The organism is Caballeronia sp. GACF4 (genome assembly GCF_023631025.1).
Taxonomy (GTDB): domain Bacteria; phylum Pseudomonadota; class Gammaproteobacteria; order Burkholderiales; family Burkholderiaceae; genus Caballeronia.
Genome location: NZ_JALQDW010000005.1, coordinates 78,096 through 99,980, shown reverse-complemented (window position 1 = coordinate 99,980; position 21,885 = coordinate 78,096). Strand labels below are relative to the sequence as shown.

19 protein-coding genes are annotated in these 21,885 nt (G+C 62.3%); 8 read left to right on the top strand and 11 right to left on the bottom strand.

What is annotated here, in order from left to right; all coding sequences use genetic code 11:
* Positions 1 to 107: 107 nt before the first annotated feature.
* From NCR40_RS06595 to NCR40_RS06585, 3 genes are all read right to left on the bottom strand, one after another.
* Positions 108 to 308 carry a DUF1289 domain-containing protein gene (locus NCR40_RS06595; RefSeq protein WP_244825197.1) on the bottom strand — a complete coding sequence of 67 codons (201 nt, stop codon included), beginning with the start codon at positions 306 to 308 and terminating at the stop codon, positions 108 to 110.
* Positions 309 to 365: 57 nt separating this feature from the next.
* Complete coding sequence (locus NCR40_RS06590) at positions 366 to 1,664, bottom strand: phospholipase A (protein WP_502800972.1); 1,299 nt, start codon at positions 1,662 to 1,664, stop codon at positions 366 to 368.
* Positions 1,665 to 1,830: 166 nt separating this feature from the next.
* On the bottom strand, positions 1,831 to 3,162 hold the full coding sequence (locus tag NCR40_RS06585) for an Nramp family divalent metal transporter (RefSeq protein WP_250509035.1): 1,332 nt from the start codon (positions 3,160 to 3,162) through the stop codon (positions 1,831 to 1,833).
* A 562-nt stretch (positions 3,163 to 3,724) separates the two neighbouring features.
* Between NCR40_RS06585 and NCR40_RS06580 the strand changes: the two genes are divergently transcribed.
* The 4 genes from NCR40_RS06580 (at position 3,725) to NCR40_RS06565 (ending at position 7,888) form a co-directional block, all read left to right on the top strand.
* A complete protein-coding gene (locus NCR40_RS06580) occupies positions 3,725 to 4,858 on the top strand; it encodes a polyamine ABC transporter substrate-binding protein (protein WP_250464805.1) in 1,134 nt (377 codons plus the stop codon).
* 131 nt (positions 4,859 to 4,989) lie between these two features.
* The gene (locus tag NCR40_RS06575) at positions 4,990 to 6,165 is read left to right on the top strand and encodes an ABC transporter ATP-binding protein (protein WP_244827941.1); all 1,176 of its coding nucleotides are present in this window, start codon (positions 4,990 to 4,992) and stop codon (positions 6,163 to 6,165) included.
* Positions 6,162 to 7,070: an ABC transporter permease subunit gene (locus tag NCR40_RS06570; protein ID WP_250509034.1), complete on the top strand. Its 909-nt coding sequence runs from the start codon at positions 6,162 to 6,164 to the stop codon at positions 7,068 to 7,070. The genes NCR40_RS06575 and NCR40_RS06570 overlap by 4 nt, the downstream gene beginning before the upstream one ends.
* On the top strand, positions 7,070 to 7,888 hold the full coding sequence (locus NCR40_RS06565; RefSeq protein ID WP_244828036.1) for an ABC transporter permease subunit: 819 nt from the start codon (positions 7,070 to 7,072) through the stop codon (positions 7,886 to 7,888). The genes NCR40_RS06570 and NCR40_RS06565 overlap by 1 nt, the downstream gene beginning before the upstream one ends.
* Before the next feature lie 184 nt (positions 7,889 to 8,072).
* Here NCR40_RS06565 and NCR40_RS06560 read toward each other — a convergent pair whose 3' ends face one another.
* The 3 genes from NCR40_RS06560 to mfd form a co-directional block, all read right to left on the bottom strand.
* The gene (locus tag NCR40_RS06560) at positions 8,073 to 9,074 is read right to left on the bottom strand and encodes a threonine/serine dehydratase family protein (RefSeq protein WP_244827939.1); all 1,002 of its coding nucleotides are present in this window, start codon (positions 9,072 to 9,074) and stop codon (positions 8,073 to 8,075) included.
* 29 nt (positions 9,075 to 9,103) lie between these two features.
* Positions 9,104 to 10,324 carry an acetylornithine deacetylase gene (argE, locus tag NCR40_RS06555; RefSeq protein WP_244827938.1) on the bottom strand — a complete coding sequence of 407 codons (1,221 nt, stop codon included), beginning with the start codon at positions 10,322 to 10,324 and terminating at the stop codon, positions 9,104 to 9,106.
* 203 nt (positions 10,325 to 10,527) lie between these two features.
* Positions 10,528 to 14,004: a transcription-repair coupling factor gene (gene mfd / locus NCR40_RS06550; protein ID WP_250509033.1), complete on the bottom strand. Its 3,477-nt coding sequence runs from the start codon at positions 14,002 to 14,004 to the stop codon at positions 10,528 to 10,530.
* Positions 14,005 to 14,242: 238 nt separating this feature from the next.
* On the opposite strand from mfd, the gene ispD reads away from it, so the two are divergent.
* Positions 14,243 to 14,902, top strand: coding sequence for a 2-C-methyl-D-erythritol 4-phosphate cytidylyltransferase (gene ispD / locus NCR40_RS06545; RefSeq protein ID WP_284507717.1), 660 nt, complete (start codon positions 14,243 to 14,245; stop codon positions 14,900 to 14,902).
* A 38-nt stretch (positions 14,903 to 14,940) separates the two neighbouring features.
* Complete coding sequence (ispF, locus tag NCR40_RS06540; RefSeq protein ID WP_244827936.1) at positions 14,941 to 15,432, top strand: 2-C-methyl-D-erythritol 2,4-cyclodiphosphate synthase; 492 nt, start codon at positions 14,941 to 14,943, stop codon at positions 15,430 to 15,432.
* 33 nt (positions 15,433 to 15,465) lie between these two features.
* On the opposite strand, the gene NCR40_RS06535 is transcribed toward ispF, so the two are convergent.
* From NCR40_RS06535 to ompR, 4 genes are all read right to left on the bottom strand, one after another.
* The gene (locus NCR40_RS06535; RefSeq protein WP_244827935.1) at positions 15,466 to 15,990 is read right to left on the bottom strand and encodes a carboxymuconolactone decarboxylase family protein; all 525 of its coding nucleotides are present in this window, start codon (positions 15,988 to 15,990) and stop codon (positions 15,466 to 15,468) included.
* A 107-nt stretch (positions 15,991 to 16,097) separates the two neighbouring features.
* On the bottom strand, positions 16,098 to 16,646 hold the full coding sequence (locus tag NCR40_RS06530) for a peroxiredoxin (RefSeq protein WP_244827934.1): 549 nt from the start codon (positions 16,644 to 16,646) through the stop codon (positions 16,098 to 16,100).
* Between the two features lie 194 nt (positions 16,647 to 16,840).
* The gene (locus NCR40_RS06525) at positions 16,841 to 18,205 is read right to left on the bottom strand and encodes an ATP-binding protein (protein WP_244827933.1); all 1,365 of its coding nucleotides are present in this window, start codon (positions 18,203 to 18,205) and stop codon (positions 16,841 to 16,843) included.
* Between the two features lie 66 nt (positions 18,206 to 18,271).
* Complete coding sequence (gene ompR, locus NCR40_RS06520; protein WP_008349770.1) at positions 18,272 to 18,997, bottom strand: osmolarity response regulator transcription factor OmpR; 726 nt, start codon at positions 18,995 to 18,997, stop codon at positions 18,272 to 18,274.
* A gap of 243 nt (positions 18,998 to 19,240) precedes the next feature.
* Between ompR and NCR40_RS06515 the strand changes: the two genes are divergently transcribed.
* Entirely contained in the window at positions 19,241 to 19,627 is a 387-nt protein-coding gene (locus NCR40_RS06515; RefSeq protein WP_244827932.1) for a hypothetical protein, read from the top strand.
* A 12-nt stretch (positions 19,628 to 19,639) separates the two neighbouring features.
* The gene (locus tag NCR40_RS06510; protein WP_250509032.1) at positions 19,640 to 20,629 is read left to right on the top strand and encodes a DUF1501 domain-containing protein; all 990 of its coding nucleotides are present in this window, start codon (positions 19,640 to 19,642) and stop codon (positions 20,627 to 20,629) included.
* A 269-nt stretch (positions 20,630 to 20,898) separates the two neighbouring features.
* On the opposite strand, the gene NCR40_RS06505 is transcribed toward NCR40_RS06510, so the two are convergent.
* Positions 20,899 to 21,729: a squalene/phytoene synthase family protein gene (locus NCR40_RS06505; protein WP_244827930.1), complete on the bottom strand. Its 831-nt coding sequence runs from the start codon at positions 21,727 to 21,729 to the stop codon at positions 20,899 to 20,901.
* Between the last annotated feature and the right edge of the window lie 156 nt (positions 21,730 to 21,885).

The window sequence follows — 21,885 nt, the reverse complement described above, 5'->3', positions numbered from 1 at the left end:
TGTCGGGAAACCAGCAACCCCGCATCGGCAGCCCATCCCGGGTTTCGCCATGACTGAGGCGGATGCTGCTCGTCCGGGTCCGCCAAAACCATTTTAGCCGAGCCGGTTCACGTTGGCTTCCTGAACCGCATCGCCGTCCCTTCACGCCTGATCCGCTCCCACACGGCCTGCTTCTCGGCATCGGAAAGAAACACCCAGTTCGACACTTCACCCGCCGTGCGGCCGCAGCCTTTGCAGATGTCGTCGAAAAGCGTGGAGCACACGCCGATGCAGGGACTATCAGGAAGATCGTGGAGATTCGAAGACATGGATTCGTTGATTGCCGCGCGCCATGACGAAAGCCATGACGCACGCATTGAAAGACATTAGCGGGCAATACTGTAGCCTATTCGCGCGATCCAGTGACGCCGCTGGTTGTAATCGAGGATATCTTCGCCGTAACCGTTGAAGTAGCTCGCAAACACATAACCGCCCCATGCGCTGCCGATCAGCTTAGCCAGCGGGTAGGTGAGCTGCGAATCCACGCTGCCATACCAGTGCTTCGTGCCCTTGCGCAAGGTCGTTGCGAGCTGCCACCCATCCGGGCTGCCGTATTTGACCAGGAAGTCGGTGTAGCCGCGATAATCCGCGATGTCATGATTCCCGCTTCTCGACAAGTAGTAATAGATCTTTGGCGAGATGGTCAGATGCTCGCCGTTCAGGTCGCCAAAATCCCACGTCGGCCGCACGAACATGATGTTGATCGCGCGCGATTCGTCGCCGCTCTTGCCGTTCGATTCATGCCCGATACCCGCCGCCACGCCCATGCGCGTGAACAACGGACTCTTCACGCCCGTGTCTTCCACGTAGTAGAAAAGCTGCGGCTGATAGCTCGTATCGCGAAACGGGACGGACGGCGCGGAGAGGTTCCAGATGGTCGTCTGCGTGTACGCAAAGTAGAGATTGTCGAGGAAGCCGCGCGAGCGCGGGTCGTCCGGCAGATGCAGCCGGTATTTGAAGCTGAACTGGAACTTGGCGAGATTGTCGCCGTTTTCGCCATCGGCGAAGTACATCGGCTCGAAGGTCGAAAGGCGGCCGGACAGCATGGTGTCGATGGTCGTCGTCGGCACGGCCGTCGTGTTCGCGGCGGCGGTGGCGGTGGCCATTTGCGCGGGCGTCGTCGCCTGCGCTTCGCGTTTCTCGGCGGCGACCACCTGCGTCTGCGTATCGCCGCGGTTGAGCGTGACGAGCATGGGTGAAGCATCGAAGCCGACCGGATCGATCTTCATCGTGCCGCGCGCGCTTTCGGGCCACGCAGCCGTAAAGCGCACCCGGCGATACTGCCCAGGCGCGAGGCGCACATGGTCCGGCACCTTCGGATCGCGGGCGAGCGTGAGTGGCGCCGGCGGCAGATCGCCATTGGTGAGATTCACCGTCAGTTGCTTCGGCACATCGATGGAAAGCGGTTTGCTACCGTCATCGGTATAAAGCAGCGTGATTTCGAGCGGCTGCGACGCCGCCGCTTCGCGTGCCGGTTGCAGCACGGAGACAGTGGCATGCGCCGTGCTCGCTGCACTGAGCGTGGCAAGTGCGAACGTCGCGGCGCGAAGACGGCGCCGAGCGCCGGTTTGGGCATGAGCCGCACGAAGGAGTGTCGGCAAAACAAACGAATTTGGACGATGCATCGGGTAGTTTGGCGTTTTGTTGTCGGGGTGTGCGGCAGGGCTGCTGACGCGGCGCGCTGTGCCGAGTCATTGGTTGGGCACTCGCACTATCGCGCTTGCAGGCATTTCTTGCTCAAGCCCGCGAAAGGATTGCCCAGGCGCCGACGCCGATACCAACGCCTTTCGCTCAGACAGAACCCACCATCTGCCACAACAGCGCGCCATTCAGTGCAAGAATCAGTCCTGCACAAGCCCAAGCAAGTGCAAGCGGCACGCGGGCGACGCGCCAGCGCCCCATGAGACCGGCATCGGAAGCGAAGCGCACGAGCGGAATCACTGCCAGCGGTAATTGCAGACTCAGCACGACCTGAGTCGCGACGAGCAGTGTATTCGAACCGTGCTGCCCGAAGCTCGCGACGGCGAAAAGCGCTGGGCCGATGGCAAGCGAACGCGTCAAGAGCGCCCGCGCCCAGCGCGCCATCTTCAGCTGCAGGAAGCCCTCCATCACTGCCTGACCGGCGAGCGTGCCCGTGACCGTCGCGTTCAAGCCGCACGCGAGCAGGGCGGCGGCGAACGCAATGCCCGCCCAGTGGCTTCCCACGAGCGGTGCGATGAGCCGATGCGCGTCCGCGAGATCATCGACATCGAAGTGGCCGCTTGCATGAAACACCGACGCGGCCACCACCAGTAACGACGCATTGACGATAAGCGCCAGCCCGAGCGATGCGAACGTATCGATATTCACGCCCTTGAGCGCGCGGCCGATGGTTGCGTCGTCGTGGTGAGGAGCGTGTTCCTTCACCAGCGCCGAGTGCAGATAAAGGTTGTGCGGCATGACGGTCGCGCCCAGCACGCCGGCGGCGAGCCAGAGCATGCCGGCATCGCGCAGAAGCTCGCGCGGGGGCGCGAAGCCACGCAAGGCATCGCTCCAGACGGGATGCGCCAGCGCCAGTTCGACGACGAAACAGAAGCCGACGAAAAGGATCATCGCCGTGATGGCACGCTGGAGCGGCCGCTGCCCACGGCTTTGCAACGCGAGCATGATGAAAGTGCCGACCGCCGAGAACAACACGCCTGCGGTCAGCGAGACGCCGAAGAGCATCTGCAAGGCGACCGCGCTGCCGACGACTTCGGCCACGTCGCACGCGATGATGGCGATTTCGCATGCGAGCCACAGCACGAGCGTCGTGCGGCGGCTATAGCGCTCGCGGCACAACTGCGCGAGATCGCGGCCGGTGACGACGCCCACGCGCGACGCCACCCATTGCAGCAGCATGCCCATGAGACTCGCGAGCAGCACGACGAAGAGCAACTGATAGCCGTAACGCGCGCCACCCGCCAGCGCCGTCGCCCAGTTGCCCGGGTCCATGTAGCCGACCGCGACGAGCGAACCCGCGCCGACGAACGTGTACCAGCGGCCGCGCGGCGCGCGGGGCCGGTCTTGACGATTGCCGGATTGAGGCGGTACGTCGGGCTCGGTAGCCGAGAGCTGCGCAAGCGCGGACGGATTGGTGTTCATGCGGTCGGTTGCCTTGAATAGCGTTGCAACAGCGCTGTCGTGTCACGGCTTCTGAAGCCGCGGCACGAGCGCACGCGTTGCCGGTTGAGAATGCGTGGGAAAAATCAACGCACATCCGAATTGGCTAGCAACGAGTGTTCCGCTGGCTATTCGTCAGGCAAGGAATTGGGCTCAAACCGTGCCGTCGCGCCGCTCTTGTGTCTTTACGAGCGACGGTCGCACGTGGATGCTTAAGTCCCTTCCATCGATAATGACATTTCGCGATGCTTTCGCGGCGTGGTTCCCTTTGACGAGTGTGGTTTTATCAGGTGTCGCACGGCGTCATTAGACGCTAAAATGCGCGCACTTTCGGTACAGCAGATCGATGAACCGTGGCACGGGCAGGCCTTATAACCAGGCGGCTGCCCTCGACGCACGTGAGATTCGCGCGACAAGCCGGACATTATTTTTGTCGTGCTTCGGTTTAATGGTAGTTTTCGGGTTTTTATGGGGTTCGCGGGCCGTTCCTTGAGAGTTGGGCCCGACACGACGCCGTCGACAGTCGGAACAAGGGAGAAACGAGATGAACGAGAAACTGGCGGCCCCCGTGGCCAAGCTGGCCAAATTCGCGGGCGCGCTGGCGTGCGCGGCGACGCTGTTGCCGCTGATGTCCCTCACGGCATCGGCGAAAGACACGCAGCTCAACGTGTACAACTGGTCGGATTACATCGCCAAGGACACGATCCCCAACTTCACCAAGCAAACCGGCGTCAAGGTGAAGTACGACAACTACGACAGCGACGACACGCTGCAGGCCAAACTGCTGACGGGCAATTCGGGCTATGACATCGTCGTGCCGACGAGCAACTACGCGGGCAAACAGATCGCGGCAAACATCTTCGCGCCGCTCGACAAGTCCAAGCTGCCGAACCTCAAGTATCTCGATCCCGAACTGATGAAGCTGGTGGAAGGCGCGGACCCCGGCAACAAGTACACGGTGCCCTGGGCGTACGGCACGACCGGCCTCGGCTATAACGTCGACAAGGTAAAGAAAATACTCGGCGCGAACGTCGAACTCAATAACTGGGACATTCTCTTCAAGCCCGAGAACATTTCGAAGCTGAAGGCGTGCGGCGTGTCCGTGCTGGATGCGCCCGACCAGATGTTCGCCGCCGCGCTGCATTACATCGGAAAGGACCCGATGAGCACGAATCCCGCCGATTATCGAGAGGCGCTCGCGATGCTCAAGAAGATTCGCCCGTACATCACGCAATTCAACTCGTCGGGCTATATCAACGACCTGGTGGGCGGCGACGTGTGCTTCACCTACGGCTGGTCGGGCGATGTCGTCATTGCCAAGCATCGCGCCGTGGACGCGAAGAAGGCTTACAAGATCGAGTACTACATTCCGAAGGGCGGCGCGCCGGTGTGGTTCGACGTGATGGCCATTCCGAAGGACGCGAAGAACAAGGACGCCGCGCACGAGTGGATCAACTACATCGAGACGCCGCAGGTGCACGCCGCGATCACGAATGCGGTGTATTACCCTAGCGCGAACCTCGAAGCGCGCAAGTACGTCGACAAGGACGTGGCGAACGATCCGGCTGTCTATCCGCCGCAGGATGTCATCAAGACGCTGTTCCTGCTCAAGCCGTTGCCGCCCGAAATCCAGCGTCTGCAGACGCGCTTGTGGACCGAACTCAAATCCGGCCGCTAGTTTGCAAAAGCGGGTTATGCTTTGAACCGACGAAGCCCCTGGACCTCCGGGGGCTTTGTTCGTGATCGTCGCGTAGCCGGGCAGACGAAGTCATCGATGAAGGACAAGTTGCGGGAGTCGAACAGGCAATCATGAGTGAGCAGTCGAGCGCGTTGAAGGCAGCGCCTAATTCCGGCAGACAAGCGCCGGACAATTTTCCGTCCACCGGACTCGTGTCGGACGACAACTTCGTGCAGGTCGTCGGCGTCGTGAAGAAGTTCGGCGAGACGGTGGCCGTGAGGGGCGTCGACCTGTCGGTTGCGAAGGGCGAACTGTTTGCGCTGCTCGGCAGTTCCGGCTGCGGCAAGTCCACGCTGTTGCGCATGCTCGCCGGGCTCGAGACCGTCACCGAAGGGCAGATTCTGATCGAAGGCGAAGACCTCGCGCAGATGCCGCCGTATCGCCGGCCGGTGAACATGATGTTTCAGTCCTACGCGCTCTTTCCGCACATGAGCGTGGAATCGAACGTCGCATTCGGTTTGAAGCAGGAAGGCGTGCGCGGTGGCGAACTCAAGGAGCGCGTGCAAGCCGCGCTCGAACTCGTGCAGATGGGCCAGTATGCGAAGCGCAAGCCGCATCAGTTGTCGGGCGGCCAGCAGCAGCGCGTGGCGCTCGCGCGCAGCCTCGTCAAGCGTCCCAAGCTGCTCTTGCTCGACGAACCCATGTCCGCGCTCGACAAGCAGATTCGCCAGCGCACGCAGATGGAACTCGTCAACATCCTCGATCAGGTGGGCGTCACCTGCATCATGGTCACGCACGATCAGGAAGAGGCGATGACCATGGCCGGGCGCCTCGCCGTGATGAGCGAAGGGCGTATCGTGCAGATCGGCACGCCGCACGAGGTCTACGAGTATCCGAACAGCCGCTTCTCGGCGCAGTTCATCGGTTCGACCAATCTCTTCGACGGCAACGTGGTCGAGGACGAGCCAGACCATATTTTCGTGGAGTCGCCGGAACTGCCGGTCAGGCTCTATGTGAACCACGGCATTACCGGGCCGCTCGGCATGCCGGTGACCATCTCGGTGCGCCCGGAACGTATCGCGCTCATGAGAAAGCCGCCCGAGGGCGCGTTCAACTGGGGCCGCGGGCATGTGACGAATATCGCTTACATGGGCGGCTACACGCTCTATCACGTGACGCTCGAAAGCGGCAAGACGGTAGTCGCGAACGTATCGAGCCTCGCGCTCGGCGAAATCGATTCCCCCACTTTCGACGATGAAGTCTACGTGCGCTGGAGCGCGTCGGCGGGCGTGGTGCTGACGGCATGATGATGAAACTGCTCGACCGCATGGGCGTGAGCGGCCGCACCGCGGTCATCGCCGGGCCGTTCATGTGGCTGTTGCTGCTATTTTTCGTGCCGTTCCTGCTCGTCGTGAAGATCAGCTTCGCGGACAGCCAGCTTGGCATTCCCCCGTACACGGATATCGTGGCGTTGAAAGAGGGTGTGCTGAATATCGCGCTCGATTTCTCGCACTACGCGTTTCTCGTCACCGACAGCCTGTACTTCGCGACCTACATGAATTCGCTGCTGGTCGCGGCGGTTTCGACCTTGCTGTGCCTCGTGATCGGCTATCCGATGGCGTATTACATCGCGCGGGCGAATCCGGCCTCGCGCAATCTGCTGATGATGGCCGTCATGCTGCCGTTCTGGACGTCGTTCCTGATACGCGTCTACGCGTGGATCGGCATTCTCAAGAACAACGGCTTGCTCAACAACTTCCTGATGTCGATCGGCCTCATCCATTCGCCAATCGAGCTTTATCACACGAATGTCGCGGTTTATATCGGCATGGTGTATTCGTACTTGCCGTTTCTCGTCATGCCGCTTTACGCGCATCTCGTGAAGATGGATCTCACCTTGCTCGAAGCCGCTTACGATCTCGGCGCCAAGCCCTGGAAGGCGTTCCTGCAGATTACCTTGCCGCTGTCGAAGAACGGGATTATCGCCGGATGTCTGCTCGTGTTCATTCCGGCGGTGGGCGAATACGTCATTCCCGAGCTGCTCGGCGGCGCGGATACCTTGATGATCGGCCGCGTCATGTGGAACGAGTTCTTCGATAACGCCGACTGGCCGATGGCATCCTCAGTCACCTGCGCGATGGTGCTCCTCCTGCTCGTGCCGATGGCGCTTTTCCAGCACTTCCAGGCGAAGCAACTGGAGGAGAAACGATGATCAAGCCGAGCCGTCCGCTGCAGATCACCGCGCTCGGAATCGGGTTCGCGTTTCTGTATATCCCCATCCTCAGTCTGATCGTTTATTCGTTCAACGAGTCGCAGCTCGTCACCGTGTGGACGGAGTTTTCGCTGCGCTGGTACAAGGCGCTCTGGTACGACGACGAGCTTATCGCGGCGGCATGGCTGTCGTTGCGCATCGCGTTTCTGACGGCGTGCGCGTCGGTCGTGATCGGCACGTGGGCGGGGTTCGTGCTCGCGCGCATGGGACGCTTTCGCGGCTTCACGCTCTACACGGGCATGATCAACGCGCCGCTCGTGATTCCCGAGGTCATTCAGGGCATCTCGTTGCTGCTGCTTTTCGTGGAGATGGCCAAGCTGATCGGCTGGCCGGCGGGGCGCGGGCTCTTCACCATCTGGATCGGCCACGTGATGCTGTGCATCTCGTATGTGGCGATCATCGTGGAGTCACGCGTGCGGGAGCTGAATCCGTCGCTGGAAGAGGCCGCGCTCGATCTCGGCGCGACACCGCTGCGCGTGTTCTTCGCGATCACGCTGCCGCTGATATCGCAGGCGCTCGTGGCGGGTTGGCTGCTGTCGTTCACCTTGTCGATTGACGATCTCGTGCTTTCCGCGTTTCTGTCGGGACCGGGATCGACCACGCTGCCACTCGTCGTGTTTTCGCGCGTGCGGCTTGGGCTGAATCCGGAAATGAATGCGCTCGCGACGTTGTTCATCGCGCTGGTGACGGTCGGGGTGATCGCCGCGAATTACTTCATGCAGCGCAATGAGCGCAGAAGGCTGGCCGAGGTGCTGTGAACGCAGGCGCGTTAGTCTGCTCTCGTTGACGAGGAACCGCGAGAGTGGCGCTTTTCCGCGTGTTCGCCTGAACACGGCAAGCGCCGCTTAAAGCCGCTTTTTACCTACGATGTCACTGTGAGCATCGAGCAATTGCCAGCAATTGCCAGATGCTTCGGTTCCACGCAGCGCCTGCAATGGCACTTCACGTACTCGCCAAATGCGTCGCGAACGTCGCCGGGTCCGTGTTGGTTCCGCACAGCAACACGCCCACGCGCTTGCCTTGCAGCCGCTCGCGCAACGGTCCGAGCAGCGCGGCGGTCGCCGCCGCGCACGCCGGTTCCACAGCCAGCTTCAGTTCGTTGAACAACTGCCGCATGCCGTGCCGCAACGCGTCGTCCGATACGGTGACGATCTCGTCGATATGTCGCCTGCACAGTTCATAGCTGTATTGCTCGGTATGCGGCGCCATCAATGAATCGGCGATGCTGTGCAGGGAACTCAGCTTGATCGTGTGATTGGCGGCGAAGCTGCGGCTCATCGCATCCGCGCCTTCCGGTTCCACGCCATAGACATGCAGCGAAGGGTTGGCGAGACGCATGGCGGTCGAAACGCCGGCGGACAGCCCGCCACCGCCGATTGGCAGGATGACCGCATCGAGATCCGGCGCCTGCGACGTCCACTCGTAACCGAGCGTCGCCGTGCCCAGCACCGTTCGATAACCATTGAACGGATGCACGAAGAAGCGTCCTTCCTCGGCCTCGATGCGCCGCACGATCTCGAAGGCCTCGATCACATTTTCCGCCAGCACGACTTCCGCGCCGAAGCGCCGGCAAAGCGCGATGCGCGTCGGACTGGCGTTCTTCGTGATGACCACCTTCGCGCCCACTTCCATGCGCTGCGCCGCGTAAGCCACCGCGACCGCATGATTGCCCGCCGACACGCACGTCACGCCTGCCGCGCGTTCGCTGTCGGTGAGCGCGAGGATGTTCGAGAACGCGCCACGCGCCTTGAACGTGCCGCTTGCCTGCAGCAGCTCGAACTTGAACGTGACGGGTGTGCCTTCGAGCGTCGGAAAATCGTGCCGCTCGAAGATCGGCGTGCGCGCTACCCAGGGCGTGAGCGCCATATGCTGCTCGGCGATCTCGTCGAGGGTCGGAATGGGCGTGCCGTCGATCGTATGGTCGGAATGCGTTGCTGTGGACATGGCTCGATGGATCGTGCGACGGTCGATGACTAGCGCGCCTGGGCTTCGACCGACATGCTATGGATGAACTTGCCGAGAAACGCTTCGCAAGCGACGAGTTGGTCGAGCGACACGTATTCGTTCGCCTTGTGCGCCTGTTCGATGTTGCCCGGTCCGCACACGATGCTCGGCACGCCCGCAATCGCGAAAAGTCCCGCTTCGGTGCCGTAAGCGACCTTGCGCTTCTCCTGATTCTCGGTGAGCGCGCGCACGAGTTGCGTAATGGCGGCCTGCTCGGTGGCGTCGAGTCCGGGCGCGGCGGCGATCTTCGAAAATTCGATGGCCGCGTTCTCGTGCTCCTTCTGCATTTTCGGCAAGAGCGTGTCGCGCGCGAACGCTTCGATGCGCTTGAAGATAGGGTCCGGGTCGATGGTCGGCAAGTTGCGGAATTCGAAGTCGAAAGTGCATTCCGCGGGCACGGTGTTGAGCGCGTTGCCGCCCTTGATCGTGCTCGTCTGCGCGGTGGTGAAGGGTACGTCGTAGAACTCGTCGAACGGGCCCTTGGCGCGGAATTCATCGGCGACGTCGCGAATGAAGCAGATGAGGCGCGCGGCGTACTCGATCGAATTCAGCCCCTTCGGCGTAAGCGACGAATGCGCCGCAAAGCCACGCACGCAGCAGCGGAACGCGTTGATGCCCTTGTGTGCGATGACCGGGCGCATGGAAGTCGGTTCGCCGACGATACAGCCATCCGGATTGACGCCGCGCTTTTGCAAGTCGGCGATCATGAGCGGCGCGCCCGCGCAGCCTACTTCTTCATCGAACGAAAGCGCGAAGTGGATCGGCTTGGCGAGCTTTGTCGCCTGCATCTTCGGCAGCATTGTGAGTGCCGCGCCGATGAACCCCTTCATGTCGCAGGTGCCGCGACCGTAGAGCAGACCATCGCGGATTTCGGGCTTGAAAGGATCGCTTTTCCAATTTTGACCGTCGACCGGCACCACGTCGGTGTGTCCCGACAGCACGATGCCGCCGTTCGTCTGACCGTCGTGCGCGGGCACCGTGGCGAAGAGATTGGCCCACTGGCCGCGTGAATCGGTCGTGATGCTGGCTTCGACACCCGCCTTGCGCAGTTCGTCGCGCACGGTTTCGATGAGGCCGAGGTTGGGATTGCGGCTGACTGTATCGAAGGAAACGAGACGTTCGATCCAAGGCAAGGATTGAGGCGTGGCGGAGGTCGTGGCTTGTTGCGCCTCAGCGGCGATTTGGGACATTTTTCGCTCCTGCGGGGTAGAAGCCGATCATAGCCGAAACCACGCTTGCTGACCTTCCGGTCAATATATGCGCTGCGGCATGGCTCCCGTCACTGCCTTTCAAAAGTGCGGCAATGACGGGGTGCGTCGGGCGGGGCGCTTGACCCTTCTTCCGGTCGATGCGCGCGCCGTGCCTCCCGTCGATACCCACGCGCCGGATGAACCTAGCGCGCCACGGCCGCCGACTGCCGCACCGGCGCGCCGAGCGCGCGCAACGTTTCCTTCACCGTGGCAATGCGCACCGCGAGATCGGGGCTGCGCGTTTCGATGCGCAACTTGTCCTGTCCCGCGAGCTTGATGTGCTTGTTCTTCTGCACCATCTCGATGATCTTCATGGCATCGACAGGCGGATTCGGCACGAACTGCAAGCCGATGGAACTCTCGTTGGCGTCGATCTTCGAGATACCGAGCGGCTTCGCCGCAAGCCGCAACCGATGCGTCTCCACGAGCGCATGCGCTTGCGGCGGCAACTTGCCGAAGCGGTCGACGAGCTCTTCGAGAATGCCGTCGATGGCATCGCTCGATTCGCAGTTCGCAAGCCGCTTGTAGAGCGAAAGACGCTCTTGTACGTCCGCGCAATAGTCGGCGGGCAAGATGGCCGGTGCGTGCAGATTGATCTCGGTCGTGGCGGCGAGCGGCGCGTTGAGATCCGGCTCGCGGCCTTCCTTCAGTGCGCGCACGGCGTCGTTGAGCATGTCGGTGTAAAGCTGAAAACCGATCTCGTGAATCTCGCCCGATTGCTTGTCGCCGAGCACTTCGCCCGTGCCGCGAATCTCGAGGTCGTGCATGGCCAGATAGAAGCCCGAGCCGAGTTCCTCCATCTGCTGAATGGCTTCGAGCCGGCGCTGCGCCTGCTTGGTCAGCGACTGCGGGTCGTGCACGAGCAGATACGCATAAGCCTGATGGTGCGAACGCCCGACACGCCCGCGCAACTGGTGCAGCTGCGCGAGACCGAACTTGTCCGAGCGATGCATGATGATGGTGTTCGCGCTCGGCACGTCGATACCCGTTTCGATGATGGTCGTGCACAGCAGCACGTTCGCGCGCTGGCCGACGAAATCGCGCATCACGCGTTCGAGTTCGCGCTCGTGCATCTGGCCGTGCGCCACGGCAATGCGCGCTTCGGGCACGAGTGCTTCGAGCATGGAACGGCGATTCTCGATGGTTTCCACTTCGTTATGCAGGAAGTAGACTTGCCCGCCGCGTTTCAGCTCGCGCAGCATGGCTTCGCGAATGACGCCGTCTTCCTCGCGCCGCACGAAGGTCTTGATGGCAAGGCGCTTCTGCGGCGCGGTCGCGATCACGGAGAAGTCGCGCAGGCCTTCGAGCGCCATGCCGAGCGTGCGTGGAATGGGCGTCGCGGTGAGCGTGAGTACATCCACTTCCGCACGCAACGCCTTGAGCGCTTCCTTCTGCCGCACGCCGAAGCGATGTTCCTCGTCGATGATCACGAGCCCGAGCCGCTTGAACTTCACATCCGACGACAACAGCTTGTGCGTGCCGATGACGATATCCACACTGCCTTCGTTGATCTGCGCGATCGACTGCGTGACTTCCTTCGAACTCTTGAAGCGCGACAGTTCGGCAATCCGCACGGGCCAGTCGGAAAAGCGGTCGGTGAAAGTCTGCGTATGCTGTTCGGCGAGCAGCGTGGTGGGGGAAAGTATCGCCACTTGCTTGCCCGCCATTACCGCGATGAACGCCGCGCGCAAGGCCACTTCCGTCTTGCCGAAGCCGACATCGCCGCACACGAGCCGATCCATCGGCTTGCCGCTCGTCATGTCGCCGATCACCGCGGCAATCGCGGCGCCCTGGTCGGGCGTTTCCTCGAAGCCGAAGCTCTCGGCGAACTTCACGTAGTCGCGTGGATCGAGCTTGAACGCGTAGCCTTCGCGCGCGGCGCGGCGGGCGTAGAGGTTGAGCAGTTCGGCTGCGGTATCGCGAATCTGCTGCGCGGCCTTGCGTTTGGCTTTTTCCCATTGGCCCGAACCGAGCGTGTGGAGCGGGGCACTTTCGGGATCGGCGCCGCTATAGCGCGAAATCACATGCAACAACGCGACGGGCACGTAGAGCTTGGCGTCGTTCTGGTATTCGAGGTGCAGAAACTCGGTTTCGCCTTCGCCGAGGTCCATGGACACGAGACCCATGTATCGGCCGATGCCATGCTGCGCGTGTACCACCGGATCGCCGATTTTCAGTTCGGCGAGATCGCGCACCATCGAATCGACATTGCTCGCCTGTTCCTGGCGGCGGCGTCCGGCGCGGCGCGCGAGCGGCCCGTAGAGCTCGGTCTCGGTGACGATAGACAGCTTCGCTTCCGGCAACGAAAAACCGTTCGCGAGCGGCGCTATGCCGAGCGTGAATTTGGCATCCGCGCCGAGCCATTCCTGGAACGTGTCGCGCAGTTCGCCGCGCAAGCCGTTATCGACGAGCAATTGCTGGATGGCTTCGCGCCGTCCCGCCGATTCCGCGACCAGCATCACGCGGTTTTCGGTCCGCTCCAGATAATGGCGCAGCGCGAGCAACGGTTCGTCCGCGTGGCGGTCGATAGCAAGCCCTGGCAGCGGCACGGCCCAGCCGCCTTCGGGCGACGCCGGGAACTTCAGTTGCGCGAATGGCTTGGCGAACGTGAAGAAGTCGTCGTCGCTGAGAAAGAGGCGGCGCGGTTCGAGCAAAGGCCGCTCGCGATCATGCGAAAGAAAGTTGTAGCGCTGCTTCGTGTCGGCCGTGAAGCGTTTGATCGCGGCGTCCATGTCGCCGACGAACGCGAGTTGCGAGTTCTCCGGCAGATAGTGAAAGAGGGTTGCGGTGTCGTCGAAGAAGAGCGGCAAGTAATATTCGATGCCCGCCGACGGCACGCCGCTGCCGATGTCCTTGTAAATCTGCGACCGGCTCGGATCGCCCTCGAACACTTCGCGCCAGCGGCTGCGAAACGCGGTGCGCGCGGCTTCGTCGAACGGAAATTCGCGGCCCGGCAAGAGGCGCACGTCGCGCACGGGATACAGGCTGCGTTGCGTGTCGGGATCGAAGGCGCGGATGGAATCGACCTGATCGTCGAACAAGTCGAGGCGATACGGCAGCGGCGAGCCCATTGGATAAAGGTCGATCAGCGAGCCGCGCACGCAATATTCGCCGGGACGCACGACCTGACTCACGTGCTCGTAACCCGCGAGCGTCAACTGCGCCTTGAGCTTGCTTTCGTCGAGGCGCTCGCCCTGCGTAAACGAAAACGTGTAAGCCGCGAGAAACGACGCGGGCGGCATGCGATAAAGCGCCGTGGTCGCCGGCACGAGCAGGATGTCGCAACGTCCTTCGCCGAGATCGTGCAGCGTCGCGAGACGCTCGGACACGAGGTCTTGATGCGGCGAGAACGTGTCGTACGGCAGCGTTTCCCAGTCCGGCAAGAGACGCACGCGGGCATCCGGCGCGAAGTAGGGGATTTCGGTTGCGAGGCGTTGCGCATCGACCGCGCTTGCGCAGAGCACCGTCAAGAGCCGCACGGACTCGCGATTAGCCGTGTAATACCGCGCGATGACGAGGGCATCGGATGAACCGGGCGCACCGTCGAAGACAAAGCGCTGACCCGCTTTCACGAGCGGGATGGGAGAACTGGACTGCGCGTTGACGGCTTTCGAGGACATATATATGCAATTAACCGTCGGCTCTTTCGCCCTCTTCGAGGACGCGCCGGACGTGGTCGCTAAAGACCTATTATAAAATCCGGGCTCCACTTTGACCTGGCTCAGTGATCTGCCCGTGACTACGACTGCAAATTCGTCAAATGCGCCGTCTACTGCGCCAACGATTTCACCCGCCACTACCTCGCGCCTGTTCGCGCTGATTCCGTGCGCCGGCAACGGCAGCCGCTCCGGCGCACCCATGCCGAAGCAATATCAGACCGTCGCGGGCCGCCCGATGCTTGGTTACACGTTATCCGCCTTCGACGCGTGTTCGGAATTCTCGCAGACCCTCGTCGTACTCGCTCCCGACGATCATCACTTCGATGCGCGCCGCTTTGCCGGCCTGCGCTTCGCGGTGCAGCGCTGTGGCGGGGCTTCACGACAGGCATCGGTGTATAACGGTCTCGTCGCGCTGGCCGATTTCGGCGCACGCGACGACGACTGGGTGCTCGTCCACGACGCCGCGCGTCCCGGCATTACGCCGGAACTGATTCGCAAGCTCGTCGGCGCCCTGCGTCACGACGCCGTGGGCGGCATTCTCGCATTGCCGGTCGCGGATACGCTGAAACGGGTCGCACCGAGCATGCCCGATGCAGCGGATGACCACCCGCGCGTCGCCCGCACGGAATCGCGCGACGGGCTCTGGCAGGCGCAAACGCCGCAGATGTTCCGCCTCGGCATGTTGCGCGAAGCGATCGAACGTGCGCGTCACGACGGTCACGATCTCACGGACGAAGCGAGCGCAATCGAATGGCTCGGCCACTCGCCGCGATTAGTTCAGGGCAGCCTGCGCAACTTCAAGGTGACCTATCCGGAAGACTTCGCGCTCGCGGGCGCGATGCTCGCCACGAAGGCCTGACGGCTCCGACACACACTTTCTACAGCAAGGTTGCATCGATGGATTTCAGAATCGGACAGGGATACGACGTACATCAGCTCGTCGAGGGCCGCCCGCTCATCATCGGCGGCGTGACGATTCCCTACGAACGCGGCCTGCTCGGCCATTCGGACGCGGACGTGCTGCTGCACGCCATCACCGACGCGCTCTTCGGCGCGGCATCGCTCGGCGATATCGGCCGGCACTTTCCGGATACCGCGACGGAATTCGCCGGCGCCGACAGCCGCGTGCTGCTGCGCGAAGCGTTCAAGCGCGTGTCGGAAGCGGGTTTCGCCATCGCCAATATCGACAGCACGATCATCGCGCAGGCGCCGAAGCTCGCGCCGCACATCGAGGCGATGCGCGCGAATATCGCGGAAGACTTGGACTTGGCCGTCGATCGCGTCAACGTGAAAGCGAAGACCAACGAAAAGCTCGGCTATCTCGGCCGCAAGGAAGGTATCGAGGCGCAGGCCGCGGTGCTGTTGCGGCGCACGTCGATCGATAGTTGAAATCGAACGCCACGCGCGCGTGGCGTCAAGGGCTTACTTCGCCTCGGCCTCGATGGCGAGCGCCACCGCGTTGATCACGGCCGCGATGCGCCCGACATCGCGCAACTGGGTCGTCGACATGCCTTCGGTGACGAGATTCTGGTAGTGCGACTTCACGCAGAAGTGACACTTGCCGATGATCGACGCCGCGAGCGCGTACATCTCGAAGCGCCGCTTGTCGACGCCGCCGTGCGATGCATACGCGTTCATGCGCAGTCCAGCCGGCTGCGTCTTGAGATCGGCGTTGTCGGCCATCTCCAGGTACGGATACCAGACGTTGTTCATGCCCATCAGCGCGGACGCCGTGAGCGCGGCATTGACTTCTTCCGGCGCCATGACACCCGACTCGCGGATGATATTCACGATCTTCGTCGCCTTCGCGGCATACGCGGCGGCGAGCGCGACGCCGACCGCGTCGTTGCCTTCCAGCGACGAACGGGCGATCGTCCCGTCGACATTCAGGCGAATGTCTTTCGCGTAGTCCGGCACCAGCTCCTTGATCGATGACAGGAATTCCATGCGTTCTCCTTATTCGATGGCGTCAATAAAGCCCGCCGGCTTCCAAGCGGGCGCTCGAAAGAGGGCGGGCTACGGGCGTTGCCTCAGGCGCTCAAAGGCTCGTGCGATTAAAGCGTCGAGCCGCCGACCGCGCGATTGCACGGGCAGAGTTCGTCCGTTTGCAGGCCGTCGAGAATACGCAGCACTTCTTCCGGATTGCGGCCGACATTCAGGTTATTGACCGAGACGTGCTGAATGACGTTGTCGGGATCGACGATGAACGTCGCGCGCAGCGCCACGCCGGCTTCCTTGTCGCGCACGCCGAGCTGGTCGATGAGTTCGCCCTTCACGTCGCCGAACGAGTAGTGGTTCAGCTTGTTCAGGTCCTTGTGTTCACGACGCCATGCGAGTTTGACGAACTCGTTGTCGACGCTGCCGCCGAGCAAAATGGCGTCGCGGTCTTCGAAGTCCTTTGCCAGCTTGCCGAACTCGACGATTTCAGTCGGGCAGACGAACGTGAAGTCCTTCGGGTAGAAGTAGATGATTTTCCACTTGCCCGGAAACGACTGCTCGGTGATTTCTTCGAATGCCGACTGGCCGTTTTCTTCGTGGTGATTGAAACCCGGCTTGGCAGCGGTGACGGTGAATGCTTCGACTTTATCGCCAACGGTCTTCATGCAGTGACTCCTGTGTTCGTTGAAAGGACAAACGCAAAATGAGGCTACTGAATCTTCGTAACGCGGACATGAAAACAATCGTCATGCCATCGCGCTGCACAAATCCATATTAAGCGTATCACTAAATCGAAGCAATAGTATTTGACTATAACTTCGAATAGTTTTTGACGAATTTCCAGGAAACGCGGGAGGTGTCAGACGCCGTCGAAACGTGCGCCTTTCATCACCGGGAAATCGATGGTGACTTCGAAGCCCGCAAGCGGCGTGCGATTGCGCAGGCGCAACGTGCCGCGCTGACGCGAGACGAGCCGCTGCACGATCGCCATGCCGAGACCCGTGCCGTTCGCTTGCGTGCGCGCGGCGTCGACACGATAGAAGGGCCGTGTGATGAGCGCGACCTGATCGTCGGGGATGCCGCGGCCTTCGTCCATCACCGAGAGTTCGACCTTGCCGTGCGTGACGCGCGTAAGCACGGTGATCCGCGCGATGTCGTCCTGTTCGCTGCGCCCGTACTTGCGCGCGTTTTCGAGCAGATTGCCGACCACGCGGCGCGCATCCGTCGGGTCGCCTTCGATCACCGCGCCGGGCGCGAGGTCGGTGCGCATCACGACGCCTTCGTCGGCCTGGAAGCGCGCGACGAGTTCGCTCGCGATCATCGAGAGATCGACGGCCTCGGGCATGCGCTGCATCGGCCGCGCGTAGTCGAGGAAGCGCCCGATGATCATGTCCATCTGTTCGATGTCGTCGATCATCGCGAGCTTGGTGGCTTCGTCCGAAGGGCTCATTTCGGTTTCGAGCCGCAAACGCGCGAGCGGCGTGCGCAGATCGTGCGAAATGCCCGCGAGCATCAGCGCGCGGTCCGCTTCGAGCTGTTCGAGGTCTTGCACCATCTGGTTGAAGCTTCGATTGGTTTCCGCGGCGACGCCCATGCCGCGCTCCGGCAAGGGCTCGGGCGATTGTCCCGAACCGACCTTGCGCGCGGCGAGCGCCAGTCGCGCGAACGGCCGGTTCACGAGACTCGTGATAAACGCCGCGCCGAAGAGCGACAGCGCGAGCGCGAAAACGCCCCAGCCGGCCCATTGCAGACCGGTGACGGTATCCAGTTGATCGCGGTCGAGCGCGACCCAATAGTCGTCGTCGTCGATCTTGAAGCTGATCCACACGCCGGGAATCTCGTTCACGGATTGCGCGATGATCGTGTCGTTGCCAAGGCGTCCGCGCACGTCGCGCTCGATCAGACGGTTGAGCGATTCATCCGGCTGCAGGCGATATTTGTCGGTGGTCTCGCGCGGATACACGCGCACGCCTTCGTTGCTCTCCAGGTCCTGCAGGAGCGCGCGACGAAGATCGGGATCGGAATAGAGCAGGGCCGTGCGCGTGAGCTTGACCACGGCGACGAGCTGAAGCGCCACGCGCTGCGCGCGCGGCTCCCGCTCGATCACTCGAAAGCTCTGGAACCATGCCGTGAGACTGACCGCGATGAGCAGCGCGATCAGCGCGAAGGTTCGCCAGAACAGGCCGCCGAACGCAAGCGCCAATAGCCGCCTGTCGATGCGCATGGGTCTATCGGGTTCGGCTCGATGGAGGAAAAAAAGCGTGGCGGACTCGCGTCAAAGCATGAGGCATCAGGCCGCGCCGTCGGGAATGAACACGTAGCCCAGGCCCCACACCGTTTGGATGAAACGCGGGCTGCTCGGGTCCGGCTCGATCAGCTTGCGCAGGCGGGAAATCTGTACGTCGAGACTGCGGTCGAACACTTCGTATTCACGGCCGCGCGCGAGTTCCATCAGCTTTTCGCGCGAGAGCGGCTGACGCGGATGCCGTGCAAACACCTTCAGCACCGAGAATTCGCCCGTGGTCAGCGGAATCTCCTGGCCGTTCTTGGTAAGCGTGCGCGTGGCGAGATTCAGCGCGAATTCACCGAACTCGAATACCTCGGTGGTTTCGGACGGCGCGCCCGGCAACTCCGACGGCGTCTGGCGGCGCAGCACCGCGTGAATGCGCGCGACGAGTTCGCGCGGGTTGAACGGCTTCGGCAAGTAGTCGTCCGCGCCCATTTCCAGACCGACGATGCGGTCCACGTCCTCGCCCTTGGCCGTCAACATGATGATCGGCGTGCGGTCGTTGCTGCCGCGCAGGCGGCGGCAGATGGAAAGACCGTCTTCGCCGGGCAGCATGAGGTCGAGCACGAGCAGATCGAAGCGCTCGCGCACCCAGAGTTTGTTCATCGACGGCGCGTTTTCCGCGACATACACGTTGAAGCCTTGCTCGCCCAGATAACGGCGCAGCAAATCGCGCAGGCGCGGGTCGTCGTCGACGACGAGAATTTTGGATGGGTTCTTGGTTTCCATGGCGGCATCTTAGCGCGTTTGTTCAATCGTCGAGTTTGTAACAAAAGCGAGTGTAACAGTCCGTTACAAAATTTACGGCGACTGTGGCACGCCCAAAAGGTTCTATGCGTACACTCCCTTACCTAAGCCCGCCATTCGGTAGATACTCCATTAGACCAGCGCGTCATTTGGCCGGACCAAGCCTTTTGAGACGTGCGCTAAAAGAATGAGGCTGTCCGGTTGTCGAGCAACGAAGGGAAAAACATGTTGGGAGCGCGGCAACGCGGACCCGTGCGCGTCGAGCGCATCTTCAAGCTAACGCTTCTCGCCAGCGCGCTCTGCGCCATCCTGAGCACGCACCATGTTTTCGCCCAGACGCCGGGCTTCGCGCGTCCCTCAACCGCTTTCGACACCACGTCCGACACCCGGCCGAATCGCTTCGACGGCCGTATGATTCGCGCGCAGCAGCGCTCGTCCAAGAACGGCAATCTTCCCGACCGCGACACCAAAGCCGCCACGATGCAGCCGGTTCAGCAGGTCGATCAGGCACCGCCCGCGCGTCCTCCGCGCCATACCGTCATGACCGCCGATGAGCGGCGCCTCTTGCGTCAACATATCGAAGAGGCCGTGCGCGATCTCTACAAGCGTTGAGCGCGAGCCGCGATGAACCGACGCCGCTTCATGCAGATTGCCGGCGCGCTTGCAGGTGGCGCGAGCGCGGACGGATTCGCCACGGCGCGTGCGCGACGTTCGATCAAGACGTTCGTGCTCGTCGAACTCAGCGGCGGCAATGACGGCCTCAACACGGTCATCCCGCTTAACGATGATCGCTATCGCGCGCTCAGGCCGACGCTTGCGATCCCGCGCGAGCATGTCTTGCATCTGAATGAGCAAACCGGGCTGCATCCTTCCTTGCTCGCGTTGATGCCGGCTTGGGAAGCGCGCGAATTCGCCATCGTCCAGGGCGTGGGGTATGCGAGCTCCAGCCGCTCGCATTTTCGCTCCCGCGAAATCTGGGATACGGCTTCGAGCGCCGCCCAATATCGCCGTGATGGCTGGCTTGCGCGTTCGGACGCAACGCGTGCGAGCGTCGTTGGCACGGCGGAGGCGGGGCCTTTCGCAAATGCCAGCCGCGCGGTCGAATGGATCGGGCAGGCACGCGCGTCGTTTGCCGCTTCATGCGATGCGGCGTCGCGTTTCATCGTCGGGCGCGCTGAACGTGACAAGGTCGCGTTCGTGCGTCTTACGCTACCGGGGTTCGATACGCATGAGCATCAGGCGGCCAAGCACGCGCGTGTGTTGGCGCAGCTTGCGGACGGGCTCGCTTCGTTGCGACGCGCGTTGATCGCGTCGGGCGACTGGCGCACCACGCTTGTGATGAGTCATTCGGAGTTCGGGCGCTCCGCTCGTGAAAACGATGCGCGAGGCACCGATCACGGCGCGGCCGCACCGCAGTTTGTGTTGGGTGGAAGCGTGAGCGGCGGGCTGTATGGGGCAGCGCCGCGTTTGGATGACTTGGACGTCGATGGCGGCGTGAGCGTCGGCATCGACTTCAGGCGGGTTTATGCGACGGTTCTGAGCGCGTGCGCGGAGCTCGAATCGGTGGCGAGCCTGGGGCCGTCTTCGGACGCGCTGCCATTGATTCGTGTGTAGACGTTATTGCTTCGTTCTAGCGGTCTTCCGTTTCCGGCTCGCGCCATTGAAGAGCCGCCGCTCACGCGTTCGACCCGATCGCTAGCCGCATTGGGCCTGCTGCGCGAGCGCTGCGGTTTATTCGCGTGCATTGGCCATTTGCAGACACGAATGGCGGAGGCGGTATTCACGAGCGCCTTCGAATCGCGGTGACGACGTCAGCCCGTTGCGCCCCGCGTCCAATCGACGCGCCGAAGAATCAACAGCAATGAAAAGCGCTGTCCACGCACCTATCGCGTCCGCCAGGTAATCCAGAGCTTCCGAATTGGCGTTAGCGCTATCCGCTGATGCAGCACCTGAAAACCCTCGCGCTCGATCTCGTCGAGCAGCGCAAGCGACAGCGCCGCCTGCGAGCGCAAAACACGTTGCGATGAACGCTCGGCCGGCGGTATTGCGGCAAGCGCATCTTCAAGCGCACGTCGGGCGCGTTCGGTCTGGAAGCGCATCAGTTCCGTGAAGCTATCGCTGTATTTGCGATTGATGATGTCCGCTGCCGTCACGCCGAAGCGCTGCAGTTCGTCGATAGGAACGTAGATGCGTCCATGTCGCGCGTCGTCGCCGATCTCCTGCACGCGCTCGGCCAGCAAGAGCGCCGAACCGAGCGGCGCCGCCCACGACGCGGCCTGCGCCGGATCGCGCGCGGTCGCACGCGCGACCGCCGTTCCGAACGCGCCGCCAGTCTGCTCCAGATAGCGACGCAGTCCTGGCCAGTCCAGATAGCGCGCCTGATCGAGATCCATGCCGAAGCCATCGATCAGCGCGCGGCCCGCATCTTCGAGCACGGGTTGCGCCGCGGACGGTGCGTGCGCCAGCAAGGCTTTCGTCACGGGATGCGTGGGTTCACCGGCATCGAGCTTGCCTAGTTCGTTTTGCCACCACGCGTGCTTGGTCCGCCCGATGGTCGGGTCGCTCGTTTCCTTCACGGTCTCTTCGAGTTCGCGCCGCAACGCATAGAGCGCGCTCAAAAGCGGCTGACGCGCCGTGGGCGCGCGACGGAGCGCGTAGTAAGTGCCCGAGCCTTCGGGCGCGGCTTTTTGCTGGCAATAATCGTCGAAATTCACGAACTGAGCTTGTGGGGTAGGCCAAGTGGGGCGGGGCGTCCGGCTTTGATTGTTCTGACGCATGAACGTGACGCGATGTCTATTTTATCCGCCCGCGAAAGGCTCCGCTGCCAGGCGCGGCGAACGTCCTCCCGATGCACGGTCATCGACACGGAT

Bases quoted from the DNA above. Each gene is read 5' to 3' on its own strand.
- NCR40_RS06595 (WP_244825197.1), bottom strand. From the start codon at position 308: ATGTCTTCGAATCTCCACGATCTTCCTGATAGTCCCTGCATCGGCGTG.
- NCR40_RS06590 (WP_502800972.1), bottom strand. From the start codon at position 1,664: ATGCATCGTCCAAATTCGTTTGTTTTGCCGACACTCCTTCGTGCGGCT.
- NCR40_RS06585 (WP_250509035.1), bottom strand. From the start codon at position 3,162: ATGAACACCAATCCGTCCGCGCTTGCGCAGCTCTCGGCTACCGAGCCC.
- NCR40_RS06580 (WP_250464805.1), top strand. From the start codon at position 3,725: ATGAACGAGAAACTGGCGGCCCCCGTGGCCAAGCTGGCCAAATTCGCG.
- NCR40_RS06575 (WP_244827941.1), top strand. From the start codon at position 4,990: ATGAGTGAGCAGTCGAGCGCGTTGAAGGCAGCGCCTAATTCCGGCAGA.
- NCR40_RS06570 (WP_250509034.1), top strand. From the start codon at position 6,162: ATGATGATGAAACTGCTCGACCGCATGGGCGTGAGCGGCCGCACCGCG.
- NCR40_RS06560 (WP_244827939.1), bottom strand. From the start codon at position 9,074: ATGTCCACAGCAACGCATTCCGACCATACGATCGACGGCACGCCCATT.
- argE (WP_244827938.1), bottom strand. From the start codon at position 10,324: ATGTCCCAAATCGCCGCTGAGGCGCAACAAGCCACGACCTCCGCCACG.
- mfd (WP_250509033.1), bottom strand. From the start codon at position 14,004: ATGTCCTCGAAAGCCGTCAACGCGCAGTCCAGTTCTCCCATCCCGCTC.
- ispD (WP_284507717.1), top strand. From the start codon at position 14,243: ATGCCGAAGCAATATCAGACCGTCGCGGGCCGCCCGATGCTTGGTTAC.
- ispF (WP_244827936.1), top strand. From the start codon at position 14,941: ATGGATTTCAGAATCGGACAGGGATACGACGTACATCAGCTCGTCGAG.
- NCR40_RS06535 (WP_244827935.1), bottom strand. From the start codon at position 15,990: ATGGAATTCCTGTCATCGATCAAGGAGCTGGTGCCGGACTACGCGAAA.
- NCR40_RS06530 (WP_244827934.1), bottom strand. From the start codon at position 16,646: ATGAAGACCGTTGGCGATAAAGTCGAAGCATTCACCGTCACCGCTGCC.
- NCR40_RS06525 (WP_244827933.1), bottom strand. From the start codon at position 18,205: ATGCGCATCGACAGGCGGCTATTGGCGCTTGCGTTCGGCGGCCTGTTC.
- ompR (WP_008349770.1), bottom strand. From the start codon at position 18,997: ATGGAAACCAAGAACCCATCCAAAATTCTCGTCGTCGACGACGACCCG.
- NCR40_RS06515 (WP_244827932.1), top strand. From the start codon at position 19,241: ATGTTGGGAGCGCGGCAACGCGGACCCGTGCGCGTCGAGCGCATCTTC.
- NCR40_RS06510 (WP_250509032.1), top strand. From the start codon at position 19,640: ATGAACCGACGCCGCTTCATGCAGATTGCCGGCGCGCTTGCAGGTGGC.